The organism is Thiopseudomonas sp. SA1F2-1K (assembly GCF_057443035.1).
Genome location: NZ_CM172014.1, coordinates 1,067,441 through 1,092,592, shown reverse-complemented (window position 1 = coordinate 1,092,592; position 25,152 = coordinate 1,067,441). Strand labels below are relative to the sequence as shown.

Genomic DNA, 25,152 nt, shown 5'->3' with positions numbered 1-25,152 from the left:
TAAAAATTGGCTTTATTTGGGTATTTCAGCACCTAATGGCCGTTCAGTGAAACGAAAAGCAGAGTTTTACGCTGGCCGTGCCTGTGCACGGCAAGCACTACAGATATTGCAGCCCAACCAAACAGCGCGCCTTAACAAACACCCAGAACATGGCTTTGTCCTCTGGCCTACTGGCAGCTGTGGCGCTATTACCCATAGCCAAGGGTTCGCCGCAGCCATTGTCGCACCACTAACTTCGTTTCAAGGCATTGGCCTCGATGCAGAGGCTTATTTAGCTGTAACTAAAGCCTTGCGCTTAGCGCCACACATTCTTACCGCCAATGAACAACGAGTACTAGATCAGCTCTCCCCCGTCGAGCAAGCTCTCTTTGTCACCCAAGTATTTTCGATTAAAGAAAGCCTCTATAAAGCGCTTTACCCGTTATCGCTCGTATTCTTCGGTTTTCAGGCGGCTGAAGTTGTAATCAACCCGCAACAACCTTTAATCATTAGTGCGATTAAGCTGCTGATTAACCTAGACTCGCGCTGGCAAGCTGGACACGAGTTTCTTTGCGAGTGCGTATTACTTGAGCAGCATGTGCTGAGTTTAGTGCGAGTGCCAGCTTAACCTGTGGCTGCAGAGCAAAGCTATACCTTCACTGTGATACAGGTTTTAGTCTTTCTGCTAATGTGACTTAACTTTATTGCGTATCTCCCTTAGAATAGTGGCGCCTTTTAAAGGCATTCCGTATCTGAACCGAAGCTGTTTTCAAAGCGTCACGCACAGTTAGGACTTAATTCGGTTAGCTAAGCCCTACCATTATTAGCCGTTTAAGTACCTTCGTAAAACTTTGAAAACAGCTTCTGGATAAGCGCCCCGCCATAATACAGGGGCCACTGATGAGGGTAAAACTGTGCTTGAAGCCTACCGTAAACACGTAGCTGAACGCGCTGAACAAGGCGTTGTGCCTCAGCCGTTAAATGCTGAACAAACCGCTGGTTTAGTTGAGCTGCTGAAAAACCCACCTGCAGGCGAAGAATCTTTCCTGCTCGAGCTAATCACTGATCGTGTACCACCAGGGGTAGACGAAGCTGCTTATGTTAAAGCTGGCTTTTTATCAGCAGTAGCCAAAGGTGAAGCCACTTCTCCGCTCATTGACAAGGTGCATGCAGTTAAACTGTTAGGCACCATGCAAGGTGGCTACAACATCGCTACCCTAGTTGAGCTGCTAGATGACGCCGAGCTAGCTGAAACTGCTGCAGAACAACTCAAGCACACCTTATTGATGTTTGATGCGTTCCATGATGTGGCGGAAAAAGCGAAAGCCGGTAACGCACACGCTAAAGCCGTCTTAGAATCATGGGCTGAGGGCGAGTGGTTCAAAAACCGTCCAGCACTTGAAGAAAAAATCACGCTAAGCGTATTTAAAGTGGTTGGCGAAACCAACACTGATGACCTGTCTCCTGCACCTGATGCTTGGTCACGTCCGGATATCCCACTGCACGCGCTAGCGATGCTGAAAATGGAGCGTGAAGGCATTAAGCCTGATGTTCCAGGTTCAGTCGGTCCGATCAAGCAAATGGAAGAGCTTAAAGCCAAAGGTTACCCAGTTGCTTACGTGGGTGACGTTGTTGGTACGGGTTCTTCACGTAAATCAGCAACTAACTCGGTACTATGGTTCTTCGGTGATGATATTCCGAACGTTCCTAATAAGCGTGCTGGTGGTTTCTGCTTTGGTACCAAAATTGCACCTATCTTCTATAACACCATGGAAGACGCAGGCGCCCTGCCCATCGAATTTGATTGCACTGACCTAGCAATGGGCGATGTGATCGACGTTTACCCTTACAAAGGTGAAGTACGTCGTCACGGTTCAGACGAGCTAGTGACCACATTTGAATTGAAAACTGACGTACTGCTAGACGAAGTACGTGCTGGTGGTCGTATTCCGTTAATCATCGGTCGCGGTTTAACCGAGCGTGCACGTGCTGAGCTAGGCATGGGCCCATCTGACCTATTCAAAAAGCCTGAAGCCCCTGCAGACAGCGGTAAAGGCTTTACTCTAGCGCAAAAAATGGTTGGTCGCGCTTGCGGTCTAGCAGAAGGTCAAGGCGTTCGTCCAGGCACCTACTGTGAGCCAAAAATGACTACTGTAGGTTCGCAAGACACCACCGGTCCTATGACCCGTGACGAGCTAAAAGACTTAGCCTGCTTAGGTTTCTCTGCTGACTTAGTAATGCAGTCATTCTGTCACACAGCGGCTTACCCAAAACCAATCGACGTAACAACCCACCACACCCTACCGGATTTCATCCGTAACCGTGGCGGTGTTTCCCTGCGTCCTGGTGACGGTATCATCCACAGCTGGTTAAACCGTATGTTACTACCTGATACCGTTGGTACCGGTGGTGACTCACACACCCGCTTCCCTATGGGTATTTCTTTCCCAGCCGGTTCGGGTCTAGTTGCCTTTGCTGCTGCTACCGGTGTTATGCCGTTGGATATGCCTGAGTCAGTACTGGTACGCTTCAAGGGTAAAATGAACCCTGGTATCACCTTACGTGACCTGGTTCATGCTATTCCTTACTACGCGATCCAAGAAGGTTTACTGACCGTTGAGAAGAAAGGTAAGAAAAACATCTTCTCTGGCCGCATCTTAGAAATCGAAGGCTTGAATGATTTAACCGTTGAGCAAGCGTTTGAATTATCAGATGCCTCAGCTGAGCGTTCAGCCGCAGGTTGCACCATTAAGCTACCTGAAGAAGCCATTGCTGAGTACCTGAAGTCCAACATCACCATGTTACGTTGGATGATCGGTGAAGGTTACGGTGATGCACGCACCCTTGAGCGCCGCGCTCAAGCGATGGAAGCATGGTTAGCTAAGCCTGAACTCTTAGAAGCAGACAAAGACGCTGAGTACGCAGCTGTGATCGAAATTGATCTAGCTGAAATTAACCAGCCGATTCTCTGTGCACCGAACGACCCAGATGATGCTCGTTTATTATCAGAAGTTGCTGGTCGCACCATTGATGAAGTATTCATCGGTTCGTGCATGACCAACATTGGTCACTTCCGTGCAGCAGGTAAACTGCTGGAGAAAGTAAAAGGCGGTATTCCAACTCGTTTATGGTTAGCGCCACCAACCCGTATGGATCAGTACCAGTTAACCGAAGAAGGCTACTATGGCATCTACGGTAAAGCCGGTGCTCGTATGGAAATGCCAGGCTGCTCACTGTGCATGGGTAACCAAGCACGTGTTCAGACTGGTGCAACGGTAGTTTCTACTTCTACTCGTAACTTCCCGAACCGTTTAGGTGATAACACGGACGTATTCTTAGCTTCTGCTGAGTTAGCTGCCGTTTCTTCGATCCTAGGTAAGTTACCAACCGTTGAAGAGTATATGGAGTACGCGAAAAACATCGATAGCATGGCTGCCGATATTTACCGCTACCTCAGCTTCGACCAAATTGCTTCCTATAAAGAAGCAGCCGCTAATGCTGAGATTCCAGTAATCCAAGCCTAAGTGACTGTTAACTGAAGTAATGAAAACGCCTCGCATTTGCGAGGCGTTTTTTATTGTTAAGACTAATTACGGTTTAAGTTTATAAGCAATCACATAATCCCCTGCTTGAGTGCCAATTGAGCCATGCCCTCCTACCACTAGCACAACCATTTTTTCTCCTTGGCTATTTAAGTAAGTCATCGGAGTGGCTTGCCCTCCTGCAGGTAAGCGAGTCTTCCATAACACTTCTCCGCTAACCAAATCATAGGCTTTAAAGCTGTTTTCAACAGTCGCTGCTAAAAAGGCCAGATTACCCGCCGTAATGATAGGGCCACCAATGCCTGGTACTCCCATCTCAAAATCTAAAGGCAAAGGCGTAAGGTCGCGGACACTGCCATTTACATATTGATAAATGGTTTTTCCTGTTACTAAATCGGCTGCGGCAATAGTCCCCCAAGGTGGTTGCTGACAAGGCACCCAAGTGGTGATAAAAAGGGTTTTAACTCCATCGCATAATCAGCACCTTGGTTGAAATTAACCCCCTGTTCACCGGTATTAAACTCAGTCGAATGATCAAGATTATCTTTGTGTACCATGCGCGAAATAAAGGCTAAGCGCAGCGGCATACCAAACATAATTTGTCGCTTAGGATCAACGGCCACACTACCCCAGTTAAACACCCCAAAATTGCTTGGATACACAATTGTTCCTTGCTCGGATGGTGGTGTATAACGGCCTTGATAATTCAACTGCTTAAACTGAATACGGCATAGAAGCTGATCAATTAAAGTTCCACCCCACATATCTGACTCTGTTAGCTCTGGAGGGTTAAAAGTTAAAGCCGAAGCCGGTTGTGTCTCTGCAGTAAACTCATCTTGTACCATTAAACCCTTAGGCGCAGGGTGTTCAGTAATAGGTAAAATCGGTGCTCCAGTTTCTCGATTCAGTACATACACATCCCCTTGCTTAGTCGGCACAACTAAAGCTGGCTGTTTACCTTCTGCGGTATCAAGGTCCAGCAAACTTGGTTGCGATGGCGTATCCATATCCCAAAGATCATGGTGCACAAATTGCTGCACCCACTTGGCCTCACCGGTTTTAATATCCAGTGCTACCACCGAGGAGGCATATTTTTCTTCTGACTCATTGCGATAGCTACCTAATTGATCAGGCGTACTGCCACCACGACTCCTGCTAGCCCATAATTTAAGCATAAGCGCGCTGTGGCAGCTGCTTGAAAATGACGTTCCATCCAAGGACTAACTAACCATAACCCCAGTACGATCAACAAACCTAAGCGTGAAGCCATTGGCCACCAACTAAAGCCAGTTTCAATGACCGCCCAAATTAAGGTCAGCACCAGCACGCCAAGATAAACTAATCGTCCCCAGTTACGCCGCTGATAAATACCACAGGCTGCTAGCAATAAGCCCGCGCCACAGGCCAAATAAAACCAACTCCTCCCTAACCACGTTAAATAACCACCCGCCAGGAGCAAAAAAGCGCCCAGCAGTGCAATCACCGCCGCTGTTAATGTGATCATCTTGCATCCCTCTCGTTAGAAGTTCTGTGCACCTCTGTTAGGAGAAGAAGAGCCCGCAATTAGTTCAGCCAGCCTGTTAAACACTAGGCTAAAGCGCTAATAAAACGCATAAAAAAGCCCAGCAACAGCTGGGCTAATTCATCACTTAAAGCAACAGATTTAGCGACGCGTTTTAGGACGACGACTTGGAGTTACATCGGCTTCGCTTTCTGGACGTAAACGGCGCTGAGGTTCGGTTGTATAGCGCTGATTTGCGCTAAACTCACCTTTGCGCTCACCACGATCAGCACGTTTTTTACGCTCAACAGGCTGAGGACGGGCGTTGCCCTCTTTGCCTTTGCGGCCGCGCTCTAAAGTATTGCGCTTAACTTCACGCTCGTCTTCAGGGCGACGATTGCCGCGCGCACGATGTACAGGACGGCTAACTTTGCGCTCTTGACGCTCTTGTCGTGCTTTATCTTTAACACTGACCTCAGGCAACTGTACGGCCTCTAAGCCTACTTCAGCACTGAGGATATTCAGCTCTGCTTGGGTGAGCTCACGCCAGCGTCCTTGTTTGATTTCAGAGGTTAAAAATACCGGCCCAAAGCGTACCCGCTTCAAGCGGCTCACCACTACGCCTTGCGACTCCCATAAACGTCTAACCTCACGGTTACGACCTTCCATCACTACGCAGTGGAACCAGCGGTTAAAACCTTCACCACCCGGCGCACGCTGAATGTCAGTAAAATTTGCTTTACCGTCTTCCAACATAACCCCTTCTTTTAAGGTTTCGATCATTTCATCGGTTACTTCACCGCGCACCCGCACCGCGTATTCGCGGTCCATTTCAAACGATGGGTGCATCATCCGATTGGCCAGCTCACCGTCTGTGGTAAAAAGCAATAAGCCCGAGGTATTAATATCTAGGCGACCAATATTGATCCAGCGTCCAGCTTTAGGTCGTGGTAAACGATCAAATACTGTTGGCCGTCCTTCAGGATCTTTACGCGTACAGACTTCACCTTCTGGCTTGTTATAAATTAGCACCCGGCGAATATCTTGCTCTAGCTCTTCACGTTTTACAGGACGACCATCAACACTGATACTGTCCCGCGCTTCGACCCGCGCCCCTAAATGAGCCACCTGGCCATTAATGCTAATGCGACCTTCTTTGATCCACTGCTCAAGGGTACGGCGTGAACCTAAGCCTAAACGAGCTAATACTTTTTGCAGCTTTTCGCCAGTAGGCGCAGCCGATTCTGAGTCTTCTATAGCCTCAGATTCAGTTAAAAATTGATTATTGTCGGTCATCTGGCACCTCCCGGTGTATTTTTGACACTGCGCGGCTGGGCGCATTTTTTGATTGAGATCGACTGCAGATTAACGCTGAGAAATAGCGTTGCAGCAGTGGCGCATCATACGCTGAGCCACGGCATTATGCATCCGTTTATGGTGAATTATTTAGCCCGCACTTTACGCCTAAAACATTCAGCTTATAGGTGCTGGATTTTCCATGCGCGATGGATTTTAGGATTACGAGCAAAATCCGGATCCAGGGTCTGCGCACTAATTTCTTCCACCCGATAACGAACCATTAACTCATCGGCTAAGACAAACTTACGGAAGTTATTCGAGAAATACAGCACACCATTAGCTGCTAAACGCTGCATGGCTAAGTAAATTAATTTGACGTGATCACGCTGCACATCAAATACTTCGGTCATGCGTTTCGAATTAGAAAAGGTCGGTGGATCAATAAAGATTAAGTCATAGGTTTCTTGTTCTTTTTCCAACCAACGCATGACATCCGCTTGCTCTAATCGATGCTTATCTGAAAAGCCATTTAACGATAAGTTACGCCGCGCCCAATCGAGATAGGTTTTAGATAAGTCCACACTGGTCGTGGTGCGAGCGCCGCCTTTAGCCGCATGCACGGTTACTGCTGCGGTGTAGCAAAACAAGTTTAAAAACCGTTTACCTGCGGCTTGCTGCTGAATTTTTCGGCGCATCGGACGATGATCTAAAAACAACCCCGTATCGAGGTAGTCATGCAAGTTTACCAACAGCTTAACGCCCTGCTCAGAGACTTGAAAGAACTCGCCTTTTTGCGCCTGCCGCTCATACTGTTTTAATCCCGCTTGCCGCTCGCGGCGCTTAATTGCAATTTGCTCAGGACGGACTGGCAAAACACTTGGAATCGCCGCAATCACATCTAAAAATCGGGCCTGAGCTTTGGCGGCATCGACCGATTTAGGCGCAGCATATTCTTGTACATGCACTTGCTGTCCGTACAGATCAATTGCTACCGCATACTCAGGCATATCCGCATCATAAAGACGGTAGCATTCAATGCCCTCTTTACGCGCCCATTTGCCTAGGTTGCGCAAATTTTTCTGTAACCGATTGGCAAACATTTGCGCGCCTTCGCTTAAACGCGCGGCAGATTCTTGCTCCGTTGTTACAGACTCCGCAGCCAAAGTATTACCGCCAAGCACAAACTGATCCGGCTGCACCTTAAACAGTAATAAACGGCAAGCCAGTGCGCCATTCCACAGGGCATAATTTTTATAGCTACGGATGCCCATACGTTTACCTAACTCAGGTGCACCGGTAAAAACGGCAGCCTGCCAGTTAGTACACTGACTACGCAGACGCTCGCCTAAGTTTTGGTACAAATAAATTAAGCTAGCTTCTTCCCCTAAGCGCTCACCATACGGCGGGTTACAAACCACTAAGCCGGTTTGGCCTTGATCGGGTTTGGGAGCAAAAGTGGCTAATTCGCCTTGATACACTTTGACCCATTCACTGAGTCCTGCACGCTCAATATTATTGCGCGCAGGCTGAATTAATCGTGGATCAGCTTCATAACCACGAATCCAATTCGGTGTTTTCGCCAACCCCTGTTCGGCACGCACACACGCCTCTTCATGCAAACGTGCCCACAAAGCCGGAACATGCCCTAGCCACTGGCTAAAGCCCCAGTGCTCACGCTTTAAGTTAGGTGCAATATCGGCTGCAATTAAACCCGCTTCAATCAAAAAGGTACCCACACCACACATGGGATCCGAGAGCGCTTGGCCTTGTTTCGCTAACTCTGGCCAGCCGGCGCGAATTAAAATCGCCGCGGCAAGGTTCTCTTTTAGTGGCGCAGCGCCTTGCTGCAAACGATAGCCACGCTGGTGCAAACTGGTTCCTGATAAGTCCAGCGAAACTGTCACCTCATTGCGCTGCACATGCACATGGATCCGCACATCTGGATTTTTTTTCTCAACACTGGGACGATTGCCAGCTTTATCTCGCAAATAATCGACAATCGCATCTTTAACTTTCAGCGCACCAAAGTGAGTGTTATCGACACCCGCACCACGGCCACTAAACTCAATGGCTAGGCTACCATTAGCCAATAAATGATCTTGCCAATCAATGGCTTGCACGCCTTGATAGAGTGCTTCGGCATCGCTGGCTTGAAAACGATGCAAAACCAACAGCACGCGGTTAGCTAGCCGCGACCATAAACACAAACGATAGGCGGTTTCTAAACTGCCTTGCCCTTGTACCCCCGCCACTCGCTCCCGAGTATGGGTTAAGCCTAAACCTTGGGCCTCATCTAGTAGCAGCCCTTCCAGGCTTTTGGGACAAGTTAAATGCAGTTCGTACAATGTGCTCATTTCAATCAACGCCTAAAAAAAATCTGCGCCTAGTATAGCCGTAGCCACTAAAATTGATGAGCCTTTATTTTTAGCTGTTATTCACTAAGCCAATACCAGGTCCTGCTGTCTTGCATCTGCAGTAACAATTGCTGCAGCTCAACTTTGGTTACTCTCTGTAACCTACTTCGCTCACGGGCTAGCTGCTGACTGAGCGAGTGGTGTTGCAACCAAGCGCTCAGCGCTAAGTCTTGCAGCATTTCCGGCGCTAAGCGCTGCTTTGCCATTGACTGTAACTGCTGTAGTAAAGTTTTAGGATTAGTCGTTGCGAGCCACTGCTGTAACAGTAATTGGAGTTGTTGTTGCAAATACGCCAACTCACTGCCTGACTGCAGCCCGATCACTAACATCGGTTGCTGCAACAGCACTTCGGCGTAGCACGTCAAGGCATAACAGCAGCCTAACTCTACGCGTAAGCGCTGCTGTAAGACTGTCAGTAATGCGTTGGCGATGGACTGCGCCACCCGCTGCCTAGCAATACAACCAAGCTCTGACACTCCCAGCGGAATGACTAGCGCTAAATAACCGCAGTTAAATGACGGTGTGTGCACTTGGATGACGGGCAACAGTGGTGCAGTCATTATCGGCGGAGCACTGGCTAATTCGACTCTTTGCTGAGTTTTAAGGTTAAGCCCAAACAGCAACCAATGATCGGGCGGCATAGCTAAGGTTAAGCTCGGCGCGACTGAAGAGGCCTCAGTTAACAGCCGCATCTCAAGTTGCGCCAAATAGGCCCTAAGTCCCGCCGCTTTCAGTGGCTTATTGGTCAACTTCAGTTGATCAAATTTCGCAAGCTGCCATTCCACTATGGCAAGCGCCTGCATTAAATAATCAGCCGGTGTCGTTAGCTGCACAAATAGCTGCTGATTAGCCACTAAACAACGAACTTTCGCCCCTTGATAGGCCAAACTAGCCACTAAGGGCTGTAATGTCTGCTCAGCATGGCGTAACGCCCAATACGGCGAAATGGATAATGAGGTTAACGACCAGCCAAGATAAGCCGTGACTAACGTCTGTGCCACAGCTCTTGAAGTCAATGGCTGCAACAAGCTTTTAAGCTGCGGCGCCAGTGAAGAGCTGGGTACTGATTGTTCTGCTGAGGCGGGTTGCGGCAACCGATGCAGCCCTGAGGCTTGGGTTAAGTTTTGATAGCTGACTTCAGCATGCAGTGTTAAACCTACATCCACAGTAGCAGTTACTGGACCCAGATTAACTAACTGCACGAGGCACTGTTGTTCTGCTAGCTGCTGCTGTAGCTTTTGTAATGGCTGCACAATGGCGGAAAAATAATCCACTGGTTGCGTTTGCTGACTGTACTGTAGCGCCTGCTGCATAGCACTGGCCGTTAACGCCCGTCGCCGCTTTGCCACTTGCTGATCATGCCGAGCGGCAGTACCGCTAAGCGCAAGTATGGCATGCTGTAATTGCTGCTGGCAGTGTTGATACAGCGCGCTTAGATCATCAACTGCTAAGGTATTAAAGGTTAAATTAATCAGCACTATACTTTGACAGGCTTGCTGATAAAACAGCTGCACGCTCACCGCTTGGCATACACCTTGGATTGATGAAAACTGCGCAGGATCTAGTTGCTGCTGAAATACCTGGGTTAACCACAGCCCATCAGGTAATGCAGGCTCTATCGGCACATACAGGGCCAACTGGGGCAGCGCTTGCTGAGTAATATGCTGCCTAATAACTGCCTTAGGCAATAACTGAATCTTTGTTGGTGGCTGTTTTGCCTGTCGCCTCAAGGTTAACAAAGGCGTGAGTAGGCTCAGCCATGCTGACTTTTGCAACTGCCAATCATCAGCAGTACAGCAGAGCACTATACGCAGCGGACTTTGCAGATAGGCGTGTTGATGAAAGGCTTTTAACTGGCGTATAAACTCAGGCTGCTCAAGTGCCAAACTGCGCCGATTACCACAACGAAATAGCTGTAGCGGATGTTCGGCGGCTAATGCTAATCCCACTGCTGCCTGTTGCAAGGCGCCAGGTTGCTGAGCATATAGCTGATATTCCTGCTCAATCACTTCACGCTCAGAAGCAATAGCTGTCGGCTGCAGCAAGGGATGCACTAATAAATCAACTAAGCGTGCAGTAGCCGGTAGTAGTGATGCGGGCGCCAGCTCAAAGTGAAATGAAGTGAGATTGGCTTGGGTTTGTGCATTAACTTTACCTCCAACCCGCTGCACATAAGCCATTAAACCGTCGGTCTCGGGGTACTGCTGACTGCCACGAAACACAAGGTGCTCTAGAAAATGGGCCAGACCTAGCCAAGCCTTAGGCTCTTGATGGCTACCACTGCCACAGACTATAACGAGTGCAGCTTGCTCACACTGATTAGCTTCTAACACACTCAATTGCACGTTGGCGGCGAGAGTTAGCTGTTCAATTAATGTAACGTTTTCCGGCATAGCCATAGCTTCTTAGCTGGTCAGGATTTTGGCATCATCAGCTAAACGAGCACGTGGCACAACCCATCTTTGGACCTAGATTACTCATCGTTTCGATTAGTTTAAGCACAAAAACCGACAGCACTTGCTTAGATGTGCTGTCGGCTAACAAGGTTTCTAGAGGACTTAATCGGCAAAGGCACGCTCAATTACAAAGTCACCCATCTCACCCATCCGCGGTGAGATTTTAAAGTTACGCGCCTCAAGCATGTCTTTAATGTCATGCAACATAGCGGTACTACCACATATCATCGCGCGGTCGGTGGCTGGGTTGAGTGGCTCCAGCCCCGTATCACGGTAAAACTGCTCGTTTTCAATCAGGCTCGTAATTCGCCCTTGATGCTTAAAAGGCTCGCGTGAAACACAGGGGTAATACACCAACTGCTGCTGAACTAATTCACCCAGAAATTCATTATTGGGTAATTCTTGGGTAAAAAACTCTCGGTAGGCCAAATCTTTTTCATAGCGCACGCCATGTAATAAGATCACTTGCTCAAAACGCTCATAGGTTTCAGGGTCTTGTAACAAGCTAATAAAAGGCGCTAACCCTGTACCGGTACTAAACAAAAATAGTCGCTTACCTGGCAGTAAATCATCCAGCACTAAGGTTCCGGTCGGCTTACGACTAATTAGCACTTCATCGCCCACATTTAAATGTTGTAAGCGAGACGTTAAAGGGCCATCGGGCACTTTAATACTGAAAAACTCAATCTCGTCAGCATAGTGCGGACTAGCAACACTGTAGGCGCGCATTAGCGGTCGGCCATCAACCTCCAAACCTAACATGACAAATTGGCCACTACGAAAACGTAGGCCCGGGTCACGGGTTGCGGTAAAGCTAAATAAGTGATCCGTCCAATGATGGATAGCAGTCACTTTCTCTTGATAAAACTTACTCATGGGCCACCTTTAAAACAACAGAGTCTACAGCTTAGAATAAAGCCCTCTTATTGAGAAGCTTTCTCATTAAGCAATCTATTACGAAATTTAACTCTCGGTAAATAACGACTGCACTTGCTCAGCAGTAAAAGGCCACATCAGTTGCTGCTGCGTACGCACGCATTGCAAAACCGGAATGGTTAATCCGTACTTCGCCACTAAGGCATCAGATTGTGCAATTTCTACATATTCAATGCTTTCACGGGGCGTCATCACTTGCGCGATAAGTTGTTCAGCAACCTCACACAAATGACAGCCTTCAGTGGCATAAAATAGATAGTCAACAACTTCATTCATTTATAAATTCTCATAACGGTTCATATCCAATAAGCCATATTCTCGTGGCTGCTGCTGTTTAATTTGCTCGGCAGCATCATGAAAATAGTACCAAAAGTCTGGATGCGTACGGCGTATACCCCAACGCTCAGTTAATTGGCTGAAGTCGTTTTGAGTCTTTACTTGCTGGGCCTGTACTACAAAGTCAGCAATCTCGTTGGCTGGTATATTAAAGATAAAGTTCGGATAACTACTAAGAACTTCAGGGTATAAGGTTAATGTGTCTAGCTTCGGTTGATAGCGCAACGACTCGCCCATCATAAAGGCTACATTGGAATGGGCACGGTTTCTTAACAGGCTATAGGTTTCGCGCGGCTGGTCACTGTACGCTACTCGCAGTAAGGTTGCTTCCGGTAAAAAGTTAATCAGCGGTAAGTCCGCGGCCTGACGACTGGCTAACTGACTCAATAATTGATCCGTTTGTTGCTGAGCCACTGACACATTCTCGCGATAACAGGGCTGGCCATCCGGGCAACGATTTAATCGATCAGGTCTCGCATTCAGTGCACTCAAGCGCACAAGTAATTGCTCAGCAAATGCATCTTTTGCCTGTTTTTTGGGCAATTCTAACCTGGTTTCGGTATGGCTATCGACTTGGGTATAGTCCATCAGCATCTTTAATTTGCCACTTTTTTGGTACCAGCCATGCAGCAGTTTTTTGCGTGACTTTGGCGGTAATAAGCGCAAAAAGTTAACTTCTGCACCATTGCGAATCAGATCAAAGTACAGTCGAGTCTGCGCTTGATGAGCGACGTTACCAAATACATCAAAATTCACCACTAACTGATAATAGGTCCGCTCAAGTAAAGGATAATCCATCAGCCACAGGGTTTGCGGAATCTCGCCGATTAAACCCTTACGCACTGAGGCGCTGTCATGTTGACGAAAAATTGTCAGCAAGGCATTGTCATTGCCCTGCCAAATATGCGACCAATCAGGTAACTCAGATTCCGCATAGGCTTTTTTTCGCAACTCTTCATAGGCATTGCGCTTTTTCTTATACACCTTCCATAAGCCAAGCAAATCAAGTAGTTCATCTTGTTGGCCCGGCATATCGAGTAACGTTGTTACCTGCTGCCGATACGCTGGGTGAGTAATATAAAGATCATGCTCGGGTGCTTGGAACATCGCCCAAAACTGATCGCGAATCACATCGGTCGCTATCTGCCCCCGGCACACTGGCCCGCGGATAAAGTTACGGACAAAATACTCAGCGTTTTCTAGCATAAAGCGATAACGTGCCTCAGCTGGAATTGCCTCAAAGGCGGCAAACGGATTACTGCGGTGGTAAGCACCATAACCAGGTAATTGCGTAACCTCCCACTGCGGGGTAAAAAATAATGTTTGGGTACGTGCTAACTTAGCCGCAGAAAGCTCAAAGGTAATATGGGTTTTATGCACCAACACATCCGCCACCGGACGTAAACGGTAATAAAAATCCGTACCTACTGCTTCGTTTGGACTACGGGTAGCAATCAAATCAATCGGCTCACCGCTGGGCGTGCGCGAACGTACCCACTGAAAAAAATGCGAGGTCTCGCCTTCGGGAAAATAAATATGGGCTAAAAATAAGTGCTCATACAGCCAACGTCCTACCAGTTGCTGTTTCAGTGAGCGGCCATTGAGCAAATTTTCCCACTGTAGAATTTGTTGCTGCTCGATCGCAGTGGGTTGCCAATCCTGCCAATCCATAGGCGCTCCTTGATTCAACCACTGGCTAAGGATTTGCCGCTCTTCTGCTGTTAAACCCGTGACGGCAAAGGGCATTCCGCCATGGGGATTTTTTTCTGCATAACTGGCAAATTCAGCTTGTGTGGCGCACTGGTTAGCGCGATAAATACCAATGTCCAAATTTTTCGGTAATAACTGATTAGGCTGCCATTGGTTGTTTTTGGCGCCCAAGTCAATAATCTGCTGCATTAACGCAGCTTGCTGATTATTTTTAGCCAAAACATCGTAAAAACCTTTGTCACGCCACTGCTCAGCGCCAAACGCATCCACAAATATTCGTGTGGTAGCCTGAGCTTTTAAGCGAGTGCCGTTATATACGCTGTCTTTGTGTGCGCCACGGCTAGCGCCTTCACTGCTACCTAAATTAAGCTGACATGGCGAGTCGTAACATGCATGGCACGCAATACATTTTTGATTAAAAATCGGCTGAATCTGTTGCTGATAAGAAATGGCCTCAGCGGTTGCTCCCCGCGCTAACAACACAAGCAACGTGCTTAAGATCAAAGAAAAAAGTACTCGCATAAATCCTTGCTCAAAATAAGGCGAATTTCGCCATTTTATATAAATAAAACGAATAAGTGGTTCAAGGCGCTTTGGCATCGCTTTTGCTATGCTATGATCTTTTTGTTGATTTGTCTGTTTAGGAAGCCTTTATCATGTCCACTCCAAGCAATCGCCATCAGGCTCTATTGCATGCATTAACGCAACGCATTTTATTACTTGATGGCGCAATGGGCACCATGATTCAAAATGAGCAGCTTTCTGAAGAGCAATTTAGAGGTGAACGTTTTGCTGACTGGAGTCAGGATGTTAAGGGCAACAATGACCTGTTGATTCTAACTCAGCCGCAGTTAATTCAGAAAATTGAGCGGGCCTATCTTGATGCTGGCGCCGATATTATTGAAACCAATACCTTTAACTCAACGCGTATTTCTCAAGCCGATTATGACATGCAAGCACTGGCCTATGAGCTAAACTTTGAGGGCGCCCGCATTGCCCGTGAAGTGGCCGATGGGAAAACCTTAGAAACCCCTGATAAGCCTCGTTTTGTTGCCGGAGTGCTTGGCCCTACCAGCCGTACCTGTTCATTGTCACCGGATGTCAACAATCCAGGCTACCGTAATGTCACCTTTGATATTTTGGTTGAGAACTACAGCGAAGCGACCCGCGGTTTAATCCAAGGCGGTGCCGACATCATCATGATTGAAACCATCTTCGATACACTCAACGCTAAAGCCGCCATCTTTGCCGTTGAAGGCGTATTTGAAGAGTTAGGCGTGACGTTACCGATCATGATTTCAGGCACCATTACTGACGCCTCAGGACGTACTTTATCAGGCCAAACTACCGAAGCTTTTTGGAACTCAATCCGCCACTGTAAACCTCTTTCAGTTGGCTTAAACTGCGCACTAGGCGCTAAAGAGTTACGTCCTTACCTTCAAGAACTATCAACCAAAGCTGACACCTTCGTTTCGGCACACCCTAATGCTGGCTTACCTAATGCCTTTGGTGAATACGATGAAACTCCAGAGCAAACTGCCGCACAAATTGAAGACTTTGCTGCTTCCGGCTTTTTAAATATTGTTGGTGGCTGCTGTGGTACGACGCCAGAACATATTGCAGCGATAGCAAAAGTAGTGGCCAAGTATCCGCCCCGTAATATTCCGGATATTCCCAAAGCCTGTCGTTTATCAGGACTTGAGCCCTTTACTATTGACCGTAACTCTCTTTTTGTTAACGTCGGTGAGCGGACCAACATTACCGGTTCAGCGCGCTTTGCACGGTTAATTCGCGAAGAAAACTACACCGAAGCACTTGAAGTGGCCTTGCAACAGGTTGAAGCTGGCGCCCAAGTCATTGATATCAATATGGATGAAGGCATGCTTGACTCCAAGCAAGCCATGATAACCTTTTTAAACCTAATTGCCGGCGAACCCGATATTTCTCGCGTGCCGATCATGATTGACTCATCAAAATGGGAAATCATAGAAGCAGGTTTAAAATGTATTCAAGGTAAAGGTATTGTTAACTCCATTTCGATGAAAGAAGGTGAACAAGCCTTTATTGAGCATGCCAAACTTTGCCGGCGTTACGGTGCAGCCATTGTGGTCATGGCCTTTGATGAGCAAGGTCAAGCAGATACTGCTGAGCGTAAAATTGAAATCTGCGCCCGCTCTTACGATGTATTGGTCAATAAAGCAGGTTTTCCTGCTGAAGACATTATTTTTGATGCCAATATTTTTGCCGTCGCCACAGGGATTGAAGAACACAACAATTATGCCCAAGACTTCATCAATGCCTGTGCTTGGATCCGTGATAATCTGCCCCATGCATTAACCTCTGGCGGCGTCTCGAACGTGTCGTTTTCGTTCCGTGGGAACAACCCGGTGCGCGAAGCGATTCACTCTGTGTTTTTATATTATGCCATTCAAAATGGTCTCAATATGGGCATTGTCAATGCCGGCCAGCTAGAGATTTATGACCAAATTCCTTTAGCCTTACGCGATAAAGTTGAAGATGTCATTCTCAACCGTAACCCCCATGCCACCGAAGCACTGCTGGAAATTGCCGAAGAGTACCGCGGTGATGGCAGCAAAAAAGAAGTCGAAAACGAAGAGTGGCGCTCACTGCCAGTCGATAAGCGCTTAGAGCATGCATTGGTTAAAGGTATTACCACCTATATTGTGGAAGACACTGAAGAGTGCCGCCAAGGCATGAACCGTCCAATTGAAGTCATCGAAGGTCCGCTCATGTCAGGAATGAACGTGGTGGGCGACTTATTTGGTAGCGGCAAAATGTTCTTACCACAGGTGGTGAAATCAGCGCGAGTCATGAAACAAGCGGTTGCTCACCTAATTCCTTTTATTGAAGCTGAAAAAGGCGATACACCTGAAGCTAAAGGTAAAATCCTGATGGCCACGGTTAAAGGCGATGTACACGATATTGGTAAGAATATTGTTGGCGTAGTCTTGGGTTGTAACGGCTACGATATTGTTGACTTAGGCGTTATGGTACCGGCAGATAAAATTCTGAAAACCGCAATTGAAGAAAAGTGCGACATTATTGGCTTATCCGGATTAATCACCCCTTCTTTGGATGAAATGGTGCATGTGGCTAAAGAAATGCAGCGCCAAGATTTTCATCTACCGCTATTAATTGGTGGTGCTACCACTTCTAAAGCGCATACGGCAGTCAAAATTGATCCTCACTATACCAATGACGCCGTAGTCTATGTCACCGATGCTTCACGCGCGGTAGGGGTAGCTACTAGCCTGTTATCTAAAGAGTTAAAGCCTGCTTATGTACAAGGTATTCGTGAGGAATACGCCAAGGTGCGTGAAAGAACCGCTAATCGCGGTGCTAAAACAGACTATTTAACCTATCAGCAAGCCATTGATAATCGCCTGCAACTTGATTGGAGTAATTATCAAGCGCCTGCGCCTACATTTACTGGCACCAAACTGTTAAATAACATTGATTTAAATGTGCTGCGTGAGTACATCGACTGGACTCCGTTCTTTATTTCTTGGAACTTAGTTGGTAAATACCCCCGCATTTTCCAAGATGAAGTGGTCGGCGAGGCGGCTCAGTCATTATTTAATGACGCCCAGATATTACTCGACAAACTAATCAACGAGCAGCTAATTCAAGCTCAAGCGCTATTTGGCTTTTGGCCCGCCAACCAAGTGGATTACGATGATTTAGAAGTGTATGACGCGGAGGGAAACGTACTTTCGCGCCTGCATCACTTACGCCAGCAGTCAATTATCCGTGATCAAGGGCCAAATCGCTGTTTGGCGGATTATGTAGCGCCTAAAGCAAGTGGTATCAGCGATTATATTGGTGGCTTTATTGTCACCGCCGGTATCGGTGTGGATGAGCTATGTAAGCAATATCAAGCCCAAGGCGATGACTATAATGCCATCATGGTCCAGGCCTTAGCCGATCGCTTAGCGGAAGCCTGTGCTGAATGGCTGCATCAACAAGTACGCACCCAGTATTGGGCCTACGCACCTGACGAAACGTTAGATAATGAAGCGCTGATTCGGGAGAAATATACTGGAATTCGTCCAGCGCCAGGTTACCCCGCCTGCCCTGATCACACTGAAAAAGGTCCTTTATTTAAATTACTAGACCCAGAAGGTAACTGCGCTGTTTGGCTGACTGAGCACTATGCGATGTTCCCCACAGCGGCTGTCAGTGGCTGGTACTTTGCTCACCCAGAAGCCAAGTATTTTGCGGTAGGAAAAATAGAAAAAGACCAGGTGGAACATTATGCTGCACGTAAGCAACAAAACCTTGAACAAACCGAACGCTGGTTAATGCCTAACCTAGCCTATGATCCTGAATAAGCAACCATTAAAAAGTCCCAGCGGCAATAACCGCTGGGACTTTGATAAACAGGCTTGAACAATCAGAAAATACTCAGTCCCTCTAAAAAGCCCATATCACCTTTGTGCAATGCTTCATTCAGTTGATCTACCACCAGCGCCCACTCACTATCTTCTTCTAATAGCTCTTTAAGAAGCTGACGCTGGGCTTCTGACCAATACGGCGCCTCTGTAAGTTTAACTTCTGCAGGCAGTTGATGGGTTGCTATAAAGTTTTTAATCCCCTCAGGCGAGTCCTCAAGCCCTAGCTGGGAAAAAAGCGTAGTCATGCGCGGTTCAGTCACGGTATTCATGCTTAGTACTCCTTGCTTGATCTAATAAACGGGTTAGCTTTAAGACCCGCTATCTTGCAAAGAGTTTGCTTACAAACTTTAGACTTTCAGCCTTTTCACAGCCTGCTTGAAAGTGGCGCTGAGCCAGCACCACCTACCTCGCCACCGCGAACATCACTGCCAATACTGTGATTAATAAGACAATAAAATAACTTTATTGGAATACTCGTAGACGCGCATGGGTAAAATACGCAGCATATTTTGCTGACTAGTGGCCAAGACCGCTTCTTTATCAACCACTAAAATTGGATAAGCTAGTAATTGTGGGTGCTCAGCAATCAAGTTAATGATTTGCTCATCGGGTAACTGGACTAACCGCTCATAGGGCATTTTAATTTTTGCCAGTAATTCTTGATTAACCAATTGCACGGCGGGTAAAGCCAAACGCTGCACAATTGAACTCAGCTTCCCTACTGTTAATGGTTGCTCCAAGTAACGTACCACCTTTACCTGATAACGCTGTTGCTCTAAATACACCAAAGCCGCACGCGAGACCGAGGATTTAGGATCGTGGTACAAAATGATCTTTGCCATTTTTTGCTCCAATTAACAGATAACAACGGATGCGCTAATAATTGCTAGATCACGACAAGCGTGACCTCTACCGAGATAGGTGCCTCTCCTCCCTGGAGTGACTTAACCGCAGCCCAACCTGCACGACACTTTTCAAGCCCTTACTATTACACAAACTGCGTCACACTTTTTAACAAAACTCTGCAGTCTGCCTACCTTATTCAACCAAAGTTGTATTAAAAGTCAGTGACAGCGCTAACTAAAAGGTTGCGCAGTGTCCGCCAGAAGGCGCCTGTCCAGAACCTATGGCAATAATGGGGGCCTCTAAGCGCAAATTGACAGGTGGACTCTGCAGCCAGTCCCAACTCAAAAAGCCAAGCAAAGCAATCCAAAAAACAGCCACACGAAGTGATCCATGAATGTTCATAGTATTAGTATCCGAAATATCGGCGTATACGTACGCCAAATAAGGAACCGATAAAGGCCATCGCAACCCAAATCCAACCATGCAAACTGCCAGTTGAAATACCGCTGACCATGGCCCCCACATTACAGCCAAAGGCTAACCGCGAACTGTAGCCCAATAGAAAACCGGCAATAATCCCGACCATCCACTGCTTAGCGGTTAAGCGCTGAGATGCTTGACCCGACTTACGAGAAAAGACCCATAACGCTCCTGCTAAAATACCTAGGTTAGTAATTGAGGTCAGGTCTAAAAAGATTGACTGCTCTAACGCTGCCGCATTCACCGGCTGACTCCAAAAAGTATTGAGCGTTGGATCAAATAATTGAGTGGCTTGGGCTATTTTCGCTGCCCATAAGCCAAATCCATAGACTACCCCCCATGGCTGACCAGCAATCAGCAAATTTAAAACGGCCAATAAAGCAATAACCACCGCCCCAACTAATAAAGTTTTATTAAATAACTGTCGTGTGGGCCCTGCAGTTTTCGACCAGGCCCAGGCAGCTAATCCCAGCACCAATAACCCTATATAGGTCACCAGCAGTGCCTTACTGGCACCCAACTCTGTAACTAAGCCAACCGGCTGTAGATGCCCCAGCTCTAGCCACCAGCCCAAGTGTGCGGAGCCTAAAAAGCTGCCCAAGGCAAAGACAGGTAAAATAGCCATATTAAGAGGAATACCTAACCCTGCTTTATACAAAGTGCCTGAGCCGCAACCATCGGCAATTTGCATCGCCGCCCCAAAAACCAGGGCACCGATCAGTAAGCTAATACTCGGTGGACCTAAAGCTGCATTGAGTTCAGTGGGAAATTTAGCCAGTAAAGGGATGGATATACCTGCGGCAATGGCCAGTAAAACCAGTTGCGCTAAAACGCCACTAGCATCGCGCTGCTCAATCAGGTTGCGCCAACCCGTGGTGAAGCCAAAGCGAGCACCGGCCAAGGTTAAACCTAAGCCTATTCCAACGATAAACAGCAGACTTTGCCGAATCGAGACAAACCAAAATAAGAACCCTGTAAATAGGGTAAATAACACGATCAATAACGCACGATTTTTCATAATGCCTCTACCAACTGCTTAAACTTACTGTGTATTTGCTCTAACCGTGTAGGGGTATTTTCCATCGGTAATGCTTGCTGACTTTGTGTCCATTCAGCCAATGAAGCAGGATACAAACGTACCTGTGTTAAGCCACCAATCTCTGAAAGTACAAACCAGTTGGTAGCTGCCCAGTGCCCTGTATTACAAAATGACACGGTTTCTTGAGCGGCCATTAATCCACTGTGCTGAATCAGCTGCTTAATTTCGCTCGGGCTTTTTAAGCGGTTATCTTTACCACTAAACCACTGACTAAACTCAAGGCTCTGAGCACTAGCAATAGTGCCTGGCACGCTGGCGGTAGGCGCTTTGACTGTACCTTGATAAAACAACTGCGGCCGAGCATCAAGTAATTGCGTCAGTGCTGAAGGTTGCTGCACTTTTTGCAGCAGTTCTGGCTGTAAAATCACAAGTTCTGGGCGTAATTGAATAGCCGTGGTGGATGGTTGAGGCTGAACCAATTGCTGATCCAGTGGATAGCCCTGCTTTTGCCAGTAAGCTAAGCCGCCATTCAACACACTTAGCTGGGTAAAGCCCATGTATTTTAAGGTCCAGTACACCCGCGCTGCTGCACCAAAATCAGTTTCATCGCTACCGGATGAGTAAACCACGATCGGCTGTTCAACTAACCCCAGTTGTTGCGCTAAACCTTGCAACTCAGCTGGCTTTAATAGCTGCCCAGGATTATTAGCCGGCCCGCGCCACAGAGCGTAAGGTGCAGATACAGCACCTTGCACATGGCCTTGCTGATATTCATCGTGCGTTCGAATATCTAACACGGTCAGCGGTTGCTCACTTGCAACGTAAGCGGCTAACTGCTCTGGTTCAATTAATGGCGTTAAGCCTTCAGCCGCCACTAAGCGACTAAACAACAAAAACGCAAGGATAAATAGCTGTACTGGGTACATAAGGGCCACCCGACTACCTAAGTTTTTCCGAAATTCAACAAGAGCGCGATAGTGGCATAGATTCCAAGGATGATTTAATAACTAATTGTTATATAGTTATTTAATCTGTTGACCTTACGCTGTAGCGGTGTAACCTCGTTCGCATGACGCTTATCAACACCACCTAGTAGATTTCAGGATTTACTGAACCTATTATTTATGTTTAGCAATACCTAAGGAGTTAGGAATGGAATTAAAGCAGTTACTCGTTGTTTTGGATCCCACCCATGAAGACAAGCAGCCTTCTTTAGAGCGCGCTGCTTGGGTTGCTGAACGCTCGGGGGCCGCGCTAGAGCTGATTGTTTGTGAGCACAACCCGGCTTTAGAAGGTGGTTTTTTCTTTGATGGCCCAGCCCAAGAAAAGGCACGTAACTCTTTGCTAGCCAACCGAAAAAAATGGCTAGAAAAGCTGGCTGAACCGCTAAAAGAAAAAGGCCTTACCGTAAATTGTGAGTCGCGCTGGGGCAAGCCGCTATCTAAAATGGTCATTCAGCGGGTAAAAGAGCTACAGCCAGATATTGTTTTTCGTGATGCCACCACCCATAGTTTATTGGAACGCTTATTTTTAAATAACACCAGCTGGCAGCTAATTCGCCACTGCCCAGTGCCTTTATGGCTCTCACGCGACTCTGAATGGCGCGGCAAGAAACTTTGTGCTGCGGTAGACCCAGGGCATTTAAACGATACAAAAAATGAGCTGGACCATCATTTAATTCAAGTCGCACAATATTTCGAGCAAACCCTTAAACTGGAGGCAAACTATCTACATACTTATGCCCCCTTCCCTAAATCCTTAATTTTTGATGCAACCCTGGCCGCTACCTATGATCAGCAAGTAAGCGCTGGCATTAGCCAACACAAACAACGCTTTGCCGAGCTCTTTAGTAATTACAACGTCGCTGACGAGCGCAAACATCTGATCGAAGGCTTTGCTGAAAATGCCATTCCAGAGTTTGTAGAGCAAGAAGAGGTTGATTTGCTGGTGATAGGCGCGATTGCCCGTGGCAGCCTAGAAACTGCGCTGATTGGCCATACTGCTGAACGAGTACTTGAAGAAGCCAACTGTGATCTATTAATTATGCGCCATCCAAATCAGCGCTTTGCTTAGTATTTAAGTAATAAAAGCAACAAAAAGCCCCGCCAGTTATTTAAACTGGCGGGGCTTTTTTAACGATACAGCGTTACTGTCAGTGTGTCACACGACTTTGACCATTAACCGTAACGATGCGCACACGCTCACCGACACGGAAAATTTCATTCTTTTGTACTGCTTGAACATAAGCGCGAGTAGAGCCGTCATCTTCACGTACGGTAATTTCAACACCTTGGGTGCGCGTTAGGCCTTCCTCAGCAGCAGCACCGGCTAAACCACCAGCGACCGCACCGATCACAGCAGCCACAGCGCTACCACGTCCACCACCTACACCGCTTCCAGCGATTCCACCAATAACAGTACCGACACCTGCACCAACAGGGGTTTTAGTTCCTTCAATTTTAACTGGACGTAAAGAAACAATAGAGCCCATACGTACTGTTTGTACCTGACGTGCATCGGCACGGGAATAACTATCACCCGTTAAGCTTGAAGCACAACCGGTCAATAAAGAAACTGCTGTTAATGAAGCGGCAAGCACAATAGACTTACGCATATTTTTTACTCCTAAATTTTGCTTGGCCTATTAGACCAAGCAGAATCAAATAAGTTGCTCACAACGAGGAAATTATGGACTACTTTATTATCGCTATTGCCACTTTATCAGGCTTGTACTTTCACTGGTGGCTGTATGTGCGCATTAAGCGCTGGTCTAACCGTGACCTAGCGCTCTCCTTTGTCGACCATGAGCACCCTCAGCAGCAGCTAAAGCGTGACTACATGCTGAAAAAATTAGAGTTAGCACAGCAACAAAAAGTTGCTCATAAACAGCTGCCTAAGTGGCTAGAACAAGCGGCCCAAGACTTTGATCAGGAGCAAAGCAACGGCTAAAGTGCTTAAGGGGCTAGGCGTTCTCGACGCCAACCGCCCTGTGCTTCACGTACAAAATTTAACCGGTCATGCAGCCTGCAAGTTCTTCCCTGCCAAAACTCAATGCGCTGCGGCTCAAGACAAAAACCGCCCCAGTGCGCGGGTCGAGTTGGTTCACTGTCAGCAAAACGTTGCTCTACTTGCTGCATGGCTTGCTCTAATACCTCACGACTAGCAATCGGCTGACTCTGCTCAGAAGCCCAAGCGCCCAAACGGCTACCTAACGGACGCTGAGCATAGTAAGCATCAGATACAGCAGGCTCCACCTGTTTTACCTGACCCTCAATACGCACCTGGCGCTCTAAGGTTGGCCAGAAAAAAGTCATGGCTGCCTTAGGCTGAACACTAAGCTGCTGCCCTTTAGCACTGTCGTAGTTAGTAAAAAAGATAAAGCCTTCAGCGGTCACTCCTTTAAGCAATAGCACCCGACAGTGCGGCTGACCACTGGCATCAACACTCGCCAGCATCATGGCATTAGGCTCAATCGGTGCTTGCTCAGTAGCAACCGCCTGATTAAACCATTGCTCAAATAAGACAAAAGGATCCATTGGCGCCGAATGTTCGAGCAATCCATCTCGTAGATAGTTACGGCGCATAGCAGCTACGTGTTCAATAGACACAGATTAGACCTTATTTATTCGCCGCAAGTACACCATAAGGTGCGCTACGATACTGAGCTAATGTATTAGTTAAGGTGCCTTTGGGGGTAATAATTAACTCTACTCGGCGGTTGAGCGCACGTTGTGTTGCGGTTGCTTGTCCTGCACGCGGCTTATCTTCGCCCATGCCTAGCAGCAATAAACGGTCATGACGGATACCGCCTAAGTTAAAAATCGCCGCGACGGCTTTAGCACGATCTTGGCTTAGCTGGGCATTTAATGCAGTATTTCCACTGATATCTGAGTGGCCTAAAATAATTACCCCGGTTTTAGCATCACTTTCAAGCAGCTTAGTGACTTTAGTGATAGGCCCCAACATGGCGGGCATTAACATTTTTGGACGATCTTTATTAAACGCCTGATCGACTGGCAGGGTTACCATAAAGCTGCGCGCGTTACGGGTTAATTCTAACGGTGTGCCGACAATGGCTTGGGTAAGCTTAGGCTCATACTCAGCCATCCATGCGGCATATTCTTCAGCCGTCAACTCAGCTTTCATTTTAACTAAAGGTTTTGGCTCTTCTTTTTTCTGCATAAAGCTGCAGGCGGATA

At 47.4% G+C, this 25,152-nt stretch carries 19 protein-coding genes and 1 pseudogene; 5 read left to right on the top strand and 15 right to left on the bottom strand.

The window, feature by feature from the left end:
- Positions 1 to 46 precede the first annotated feature (46 nt).
- Together AC2T15_RS05235 and acnB are read left to right on the top strand one after the other, a co-directional pair.
- Positions 47 to 607 carry a 4'-phosphopantetheinyl transferase family protein gene (locus tag AC2T15_RS05235; protein WP_486778913.1) on the top strand — a complete coding sequence of 187 codons (561 nt, stop codon included), beginning with the start codon at positions 47 to 49 and terminating at the stop codon, positions 605 to 607.
- Positions 608 to 893: 286 nt separating this feature from the next.
- Complete coding sequence (gene acnB / locus AC2T15_RS05230; protein WP_286593680.1) at positions 894 to 3,503, top strand: bifunctional aconitate hydratase 2/2-methylisocitrate dehydratase; 2,610 nt, start codon at positions 894 to 896, stop codon at positions 3,501 to 3,503.
- 66 nt (positions 3,504 to 3,569) lie between these two features.
- Here the strand turns inward: acnB and AC2T15_RS05225 are convergent.
- The 8 genes and pseudogenes from AC2T15_RS05225 to AC2T15_RS05190 form a co-directional block, all read right to left on the bottom strand.
- A pseudogene (locus AC2T15_RS05225) lies at positions 3,570 to 4,696 on the bottom strand (PQQ-binding-like beta-propeller repeat protein).
- Positions 4,642 to 5,025 carry a hypothetical protein gene (locus tag AC2T15_RS05220; RefSeq protein WP_486778912.1) on the bottom strand — a complete coding sequence of 128 codons (384 nt, stop codon included), beginning with the start codon at positions 5,023 to 5,025 and terminating at the stop codon, positions 4,642 to 4,644. Before AC2T15_RS05220 ends, AC2T15_RS05225 begins: the two are co-directional and overlap by 55 nt.
- A gap of 159 nt (positions 5,026 to 5,184) precedes the next feature.
- Positions 5,185 to 6,318, bottom strand: a complete 1,134-nt coding sequence (gene rluB / locus AC2T15_RS05215; protein ID WP_486778911.1) for a 23S rRNA pseudouridine(2605) synthase RluB — start codon at positions 6,316 to 6,318, stop codon at positions 5,185 to 5,187.
- A gap of 182 nt (positions 6,319 to 6,500) precedes the next feature.
- Positions 6,501 to 8,675 carry a bifunctional 23S rRNA (guanine(2069)-N(7))-methyltransferase RlmK/23S rRNA (guanine(2445)-N(2))-methyltransferase RlmL gene (gene rlmKL / locus AC2T15_RS05210; protein ID WP_053099495.1) on the bottom strand — a complete coding sequence of 725 codons (2,175 nt, stop codon included), beginning with the start codon at positions 8,673 to 8,675 and terminating at the stop codon, positions 6,501 to 6,503.
- A gap of 77 nt (positions 8,676 to 8,752) precedes the next feature.
- Positions 8,753 to 11,128 carry an insulinase family protein gene (locus tag AC2T15_RS05205; protein ID WP_486778910.1) on the bottom strand — a complete coding sequence of 792 codons (2,376 nt, stop codon included), beginning with the start codon at positions 11,126 to 11,128 and terminating at the stop codon, positions 8,753 to 8,755.
- 165 nt (positions 11,129 to 11,293) lie between these two features.
- Positions 11,294 to 12,067 (bottom strand): ferredoxin--NADP reductase, encoded by a 774-nt coding sequence (locus AC2T15_RS05200; RefSeq protein WP_053099493.1) that lies wholly within the window; start codon positions 12,065 to 12,067, stop codon positions 11,294 to 11,296.
- 87 nt (positions 12,068 to 12,154) lie between these two features.
- Complete coding sequence (locus tag AC2T15_RS05195; protein ID WP_053099492.1) at positions 12,155 to 12,403, bottom strand: glutaredoxin family protein; 249 nt, start codon at positions 12,401 to 12,403, stop codon at positions 12,155 to 12,157.
- Positions 12,404 to 14,695, bottom strand: a complete 2,292-nt coding sequence (locus AC2T15_RS05190; RefSeq protein WP_486779020.1) for a fatty acid cis/trans isomerase — start codon at positions 14,693 to 14,695, stop codon at positions 12,404 to 12,406.
- 134 nt (positions 14,696 to 14,829) lie between these two features.
- On the opposite strand from AC2T15_RS05190, the gene metH reads away from it, so the two are divergent.
- Complete coding sequence (metH, locus tag AC2T15_RS05185) at positions 14,830 to 18,525, top strand: methionine synthase (RefSeq protein WP_486778909.1); 3,696 nt, start codon at positions 14,830 to 14,832, stop codon at positions 18,523 to 18,525.
- 62 nt (positions 18,526 to 18,587) lie between these two features.
- On the opposite strand, the gene AC2T15_RS05180 is transcribed toward metH, so the two are convergent.
- The 4 genes from AC2T15_RS05180 to AC2T15_RS05165 all read right to left on the bottom strand — a co-directional run bounded on the left by AC2T15_RS05180 (position 18,588) and on the right by AC2T15_RS05165 (position 21,879).
- On the bottom strand, positions 18,588 to 18,857 hold the full coding sequence (locus AC2T15_RS05180; RefSeq protein WP_053099490.1) for a DUF2789 domain-containing protein: 270 nt from the start codon (positions 18,855 to 18,857) through the stop codon (positions 18,588 to 18,590).
- Positions 18,858 to 19,028: 171 nt separating this feature from the next.
- A complete protein-coding gene (locus tag AC2T15_RS05175) occupies positions 19,029 to 19,430 on the bottom strand; it encodes an ArsC/Spx/MgsR family protein (RefSeq protein WP_286593686.1) in 402 nt (133 codons plus the stop codon).
- 410 nt (positions 19,431 to 19,840) lie between these two features.
- On the bottom strand, positions 19,841 to 20,932 hold the full coding sequence (locus tag AC2T15_RS05170; RefSeq protein ID WP_486778908.1) for a YeeE/YedE family protein: 1,092 nt from the start codon (positions 20,930 to 20,932) through the stop codon (positions 19,841 to 19,843).
- On the bottom strand, positions 20,929 to 21,879 hold the full coding sequence (locus AC2T15_RS05165) for a sulfurtransferase (protein ID WP_486778907.1): 951 nt from the start codon (positions 21,877 to 21,879) through the stop codon (positions 20,929 to 20,931). Before AC2T15_RS05165 ends, AC2T15_RS05170 begins: the two co-directional genes overlap by 4 nt.
- Positions 21,880 to 22,105: 226 nt before the next feature.
- On the opposite strand from AC2T15_RS05165, the gene AC2T15_RS05160 reads away from it, so the two are divergent.
- Positions 22,106 to 23,026 (top strand): universal stress protein, encoded by a 921-nt coding sequence (locus AC2T15_RS05160; protein WP_286593689.1) that lies wholly within the window; start codon positions 22,106 to 22,108, stop codon positions 23,024 to 23,026.
- A 79-nt stretch (positions 23,027 to 23,105) separates the two neighbouring features.
- Here the strand turns inward: AC2T15_RS05160 and AC2T15_RS05155 are convergent, their stop codons facing one another.
- Positions 23,106 to 23,567, bottom strand: a complete 462-nt coding sequence (locus AC2T15_RS05155) for an outer membrane lipoprotein (protein ID WP_486778906.1) — start codon at positions 23,565 to 23,567, stop codon at positions 23,106 to 23,108.
- Positions 23,568 to 23,641: 74 nt separating this feature from the next.
- On the opposite strand from AC2T15_RS05155, the gene AC2T15_RS05150 reads away from it, so the two are divergent.
- Entirely contained in the window at positions 23,642 to 23,902 is a 261-nt protein-coding gene (locus tag AC2T15_RS05150; RefSeq protein ID WP_486778905.1) for a hypothetical protein, read from the top strand.
- Between the two features lie 5 nt (positions 23,903 to 23,907).
- On the opposite strand, the gene pdxH is transcribed toward AC2T15_RS05150, so the two are convergent.
- Together pdxH and AC2T15_RS05140 are read right to left on the bottom strand one after the other, a co-directional pair.
- Positions 23,908 to 24,537 (bottom strand): pyridoxamine 5'-phosphate oxidase, encoded by a 630-nt coding sequence (gene pdxH, locus AC2T15_RS05145; RefSeq protein ID WP_486779019.1) that lies wholly within the window; start codon positions 24,535 to 24,537, stop codon positions 23,908 to 23,910.
- Between the two features lie 34 nt (positions 24,538 to 24,571).
- A complete protein-coding gene (locus AC2T15_RS05140) occupies positions 24,572 to 25,135 on the bottom strand; it encodes an OmpA family protein (RefSeq protein ID WP_486778904.1) in 564 nt (187 codons plus the stop codon).
- Positions 25,136 to 25,152 lie beyond the last annotated feature (17 nt).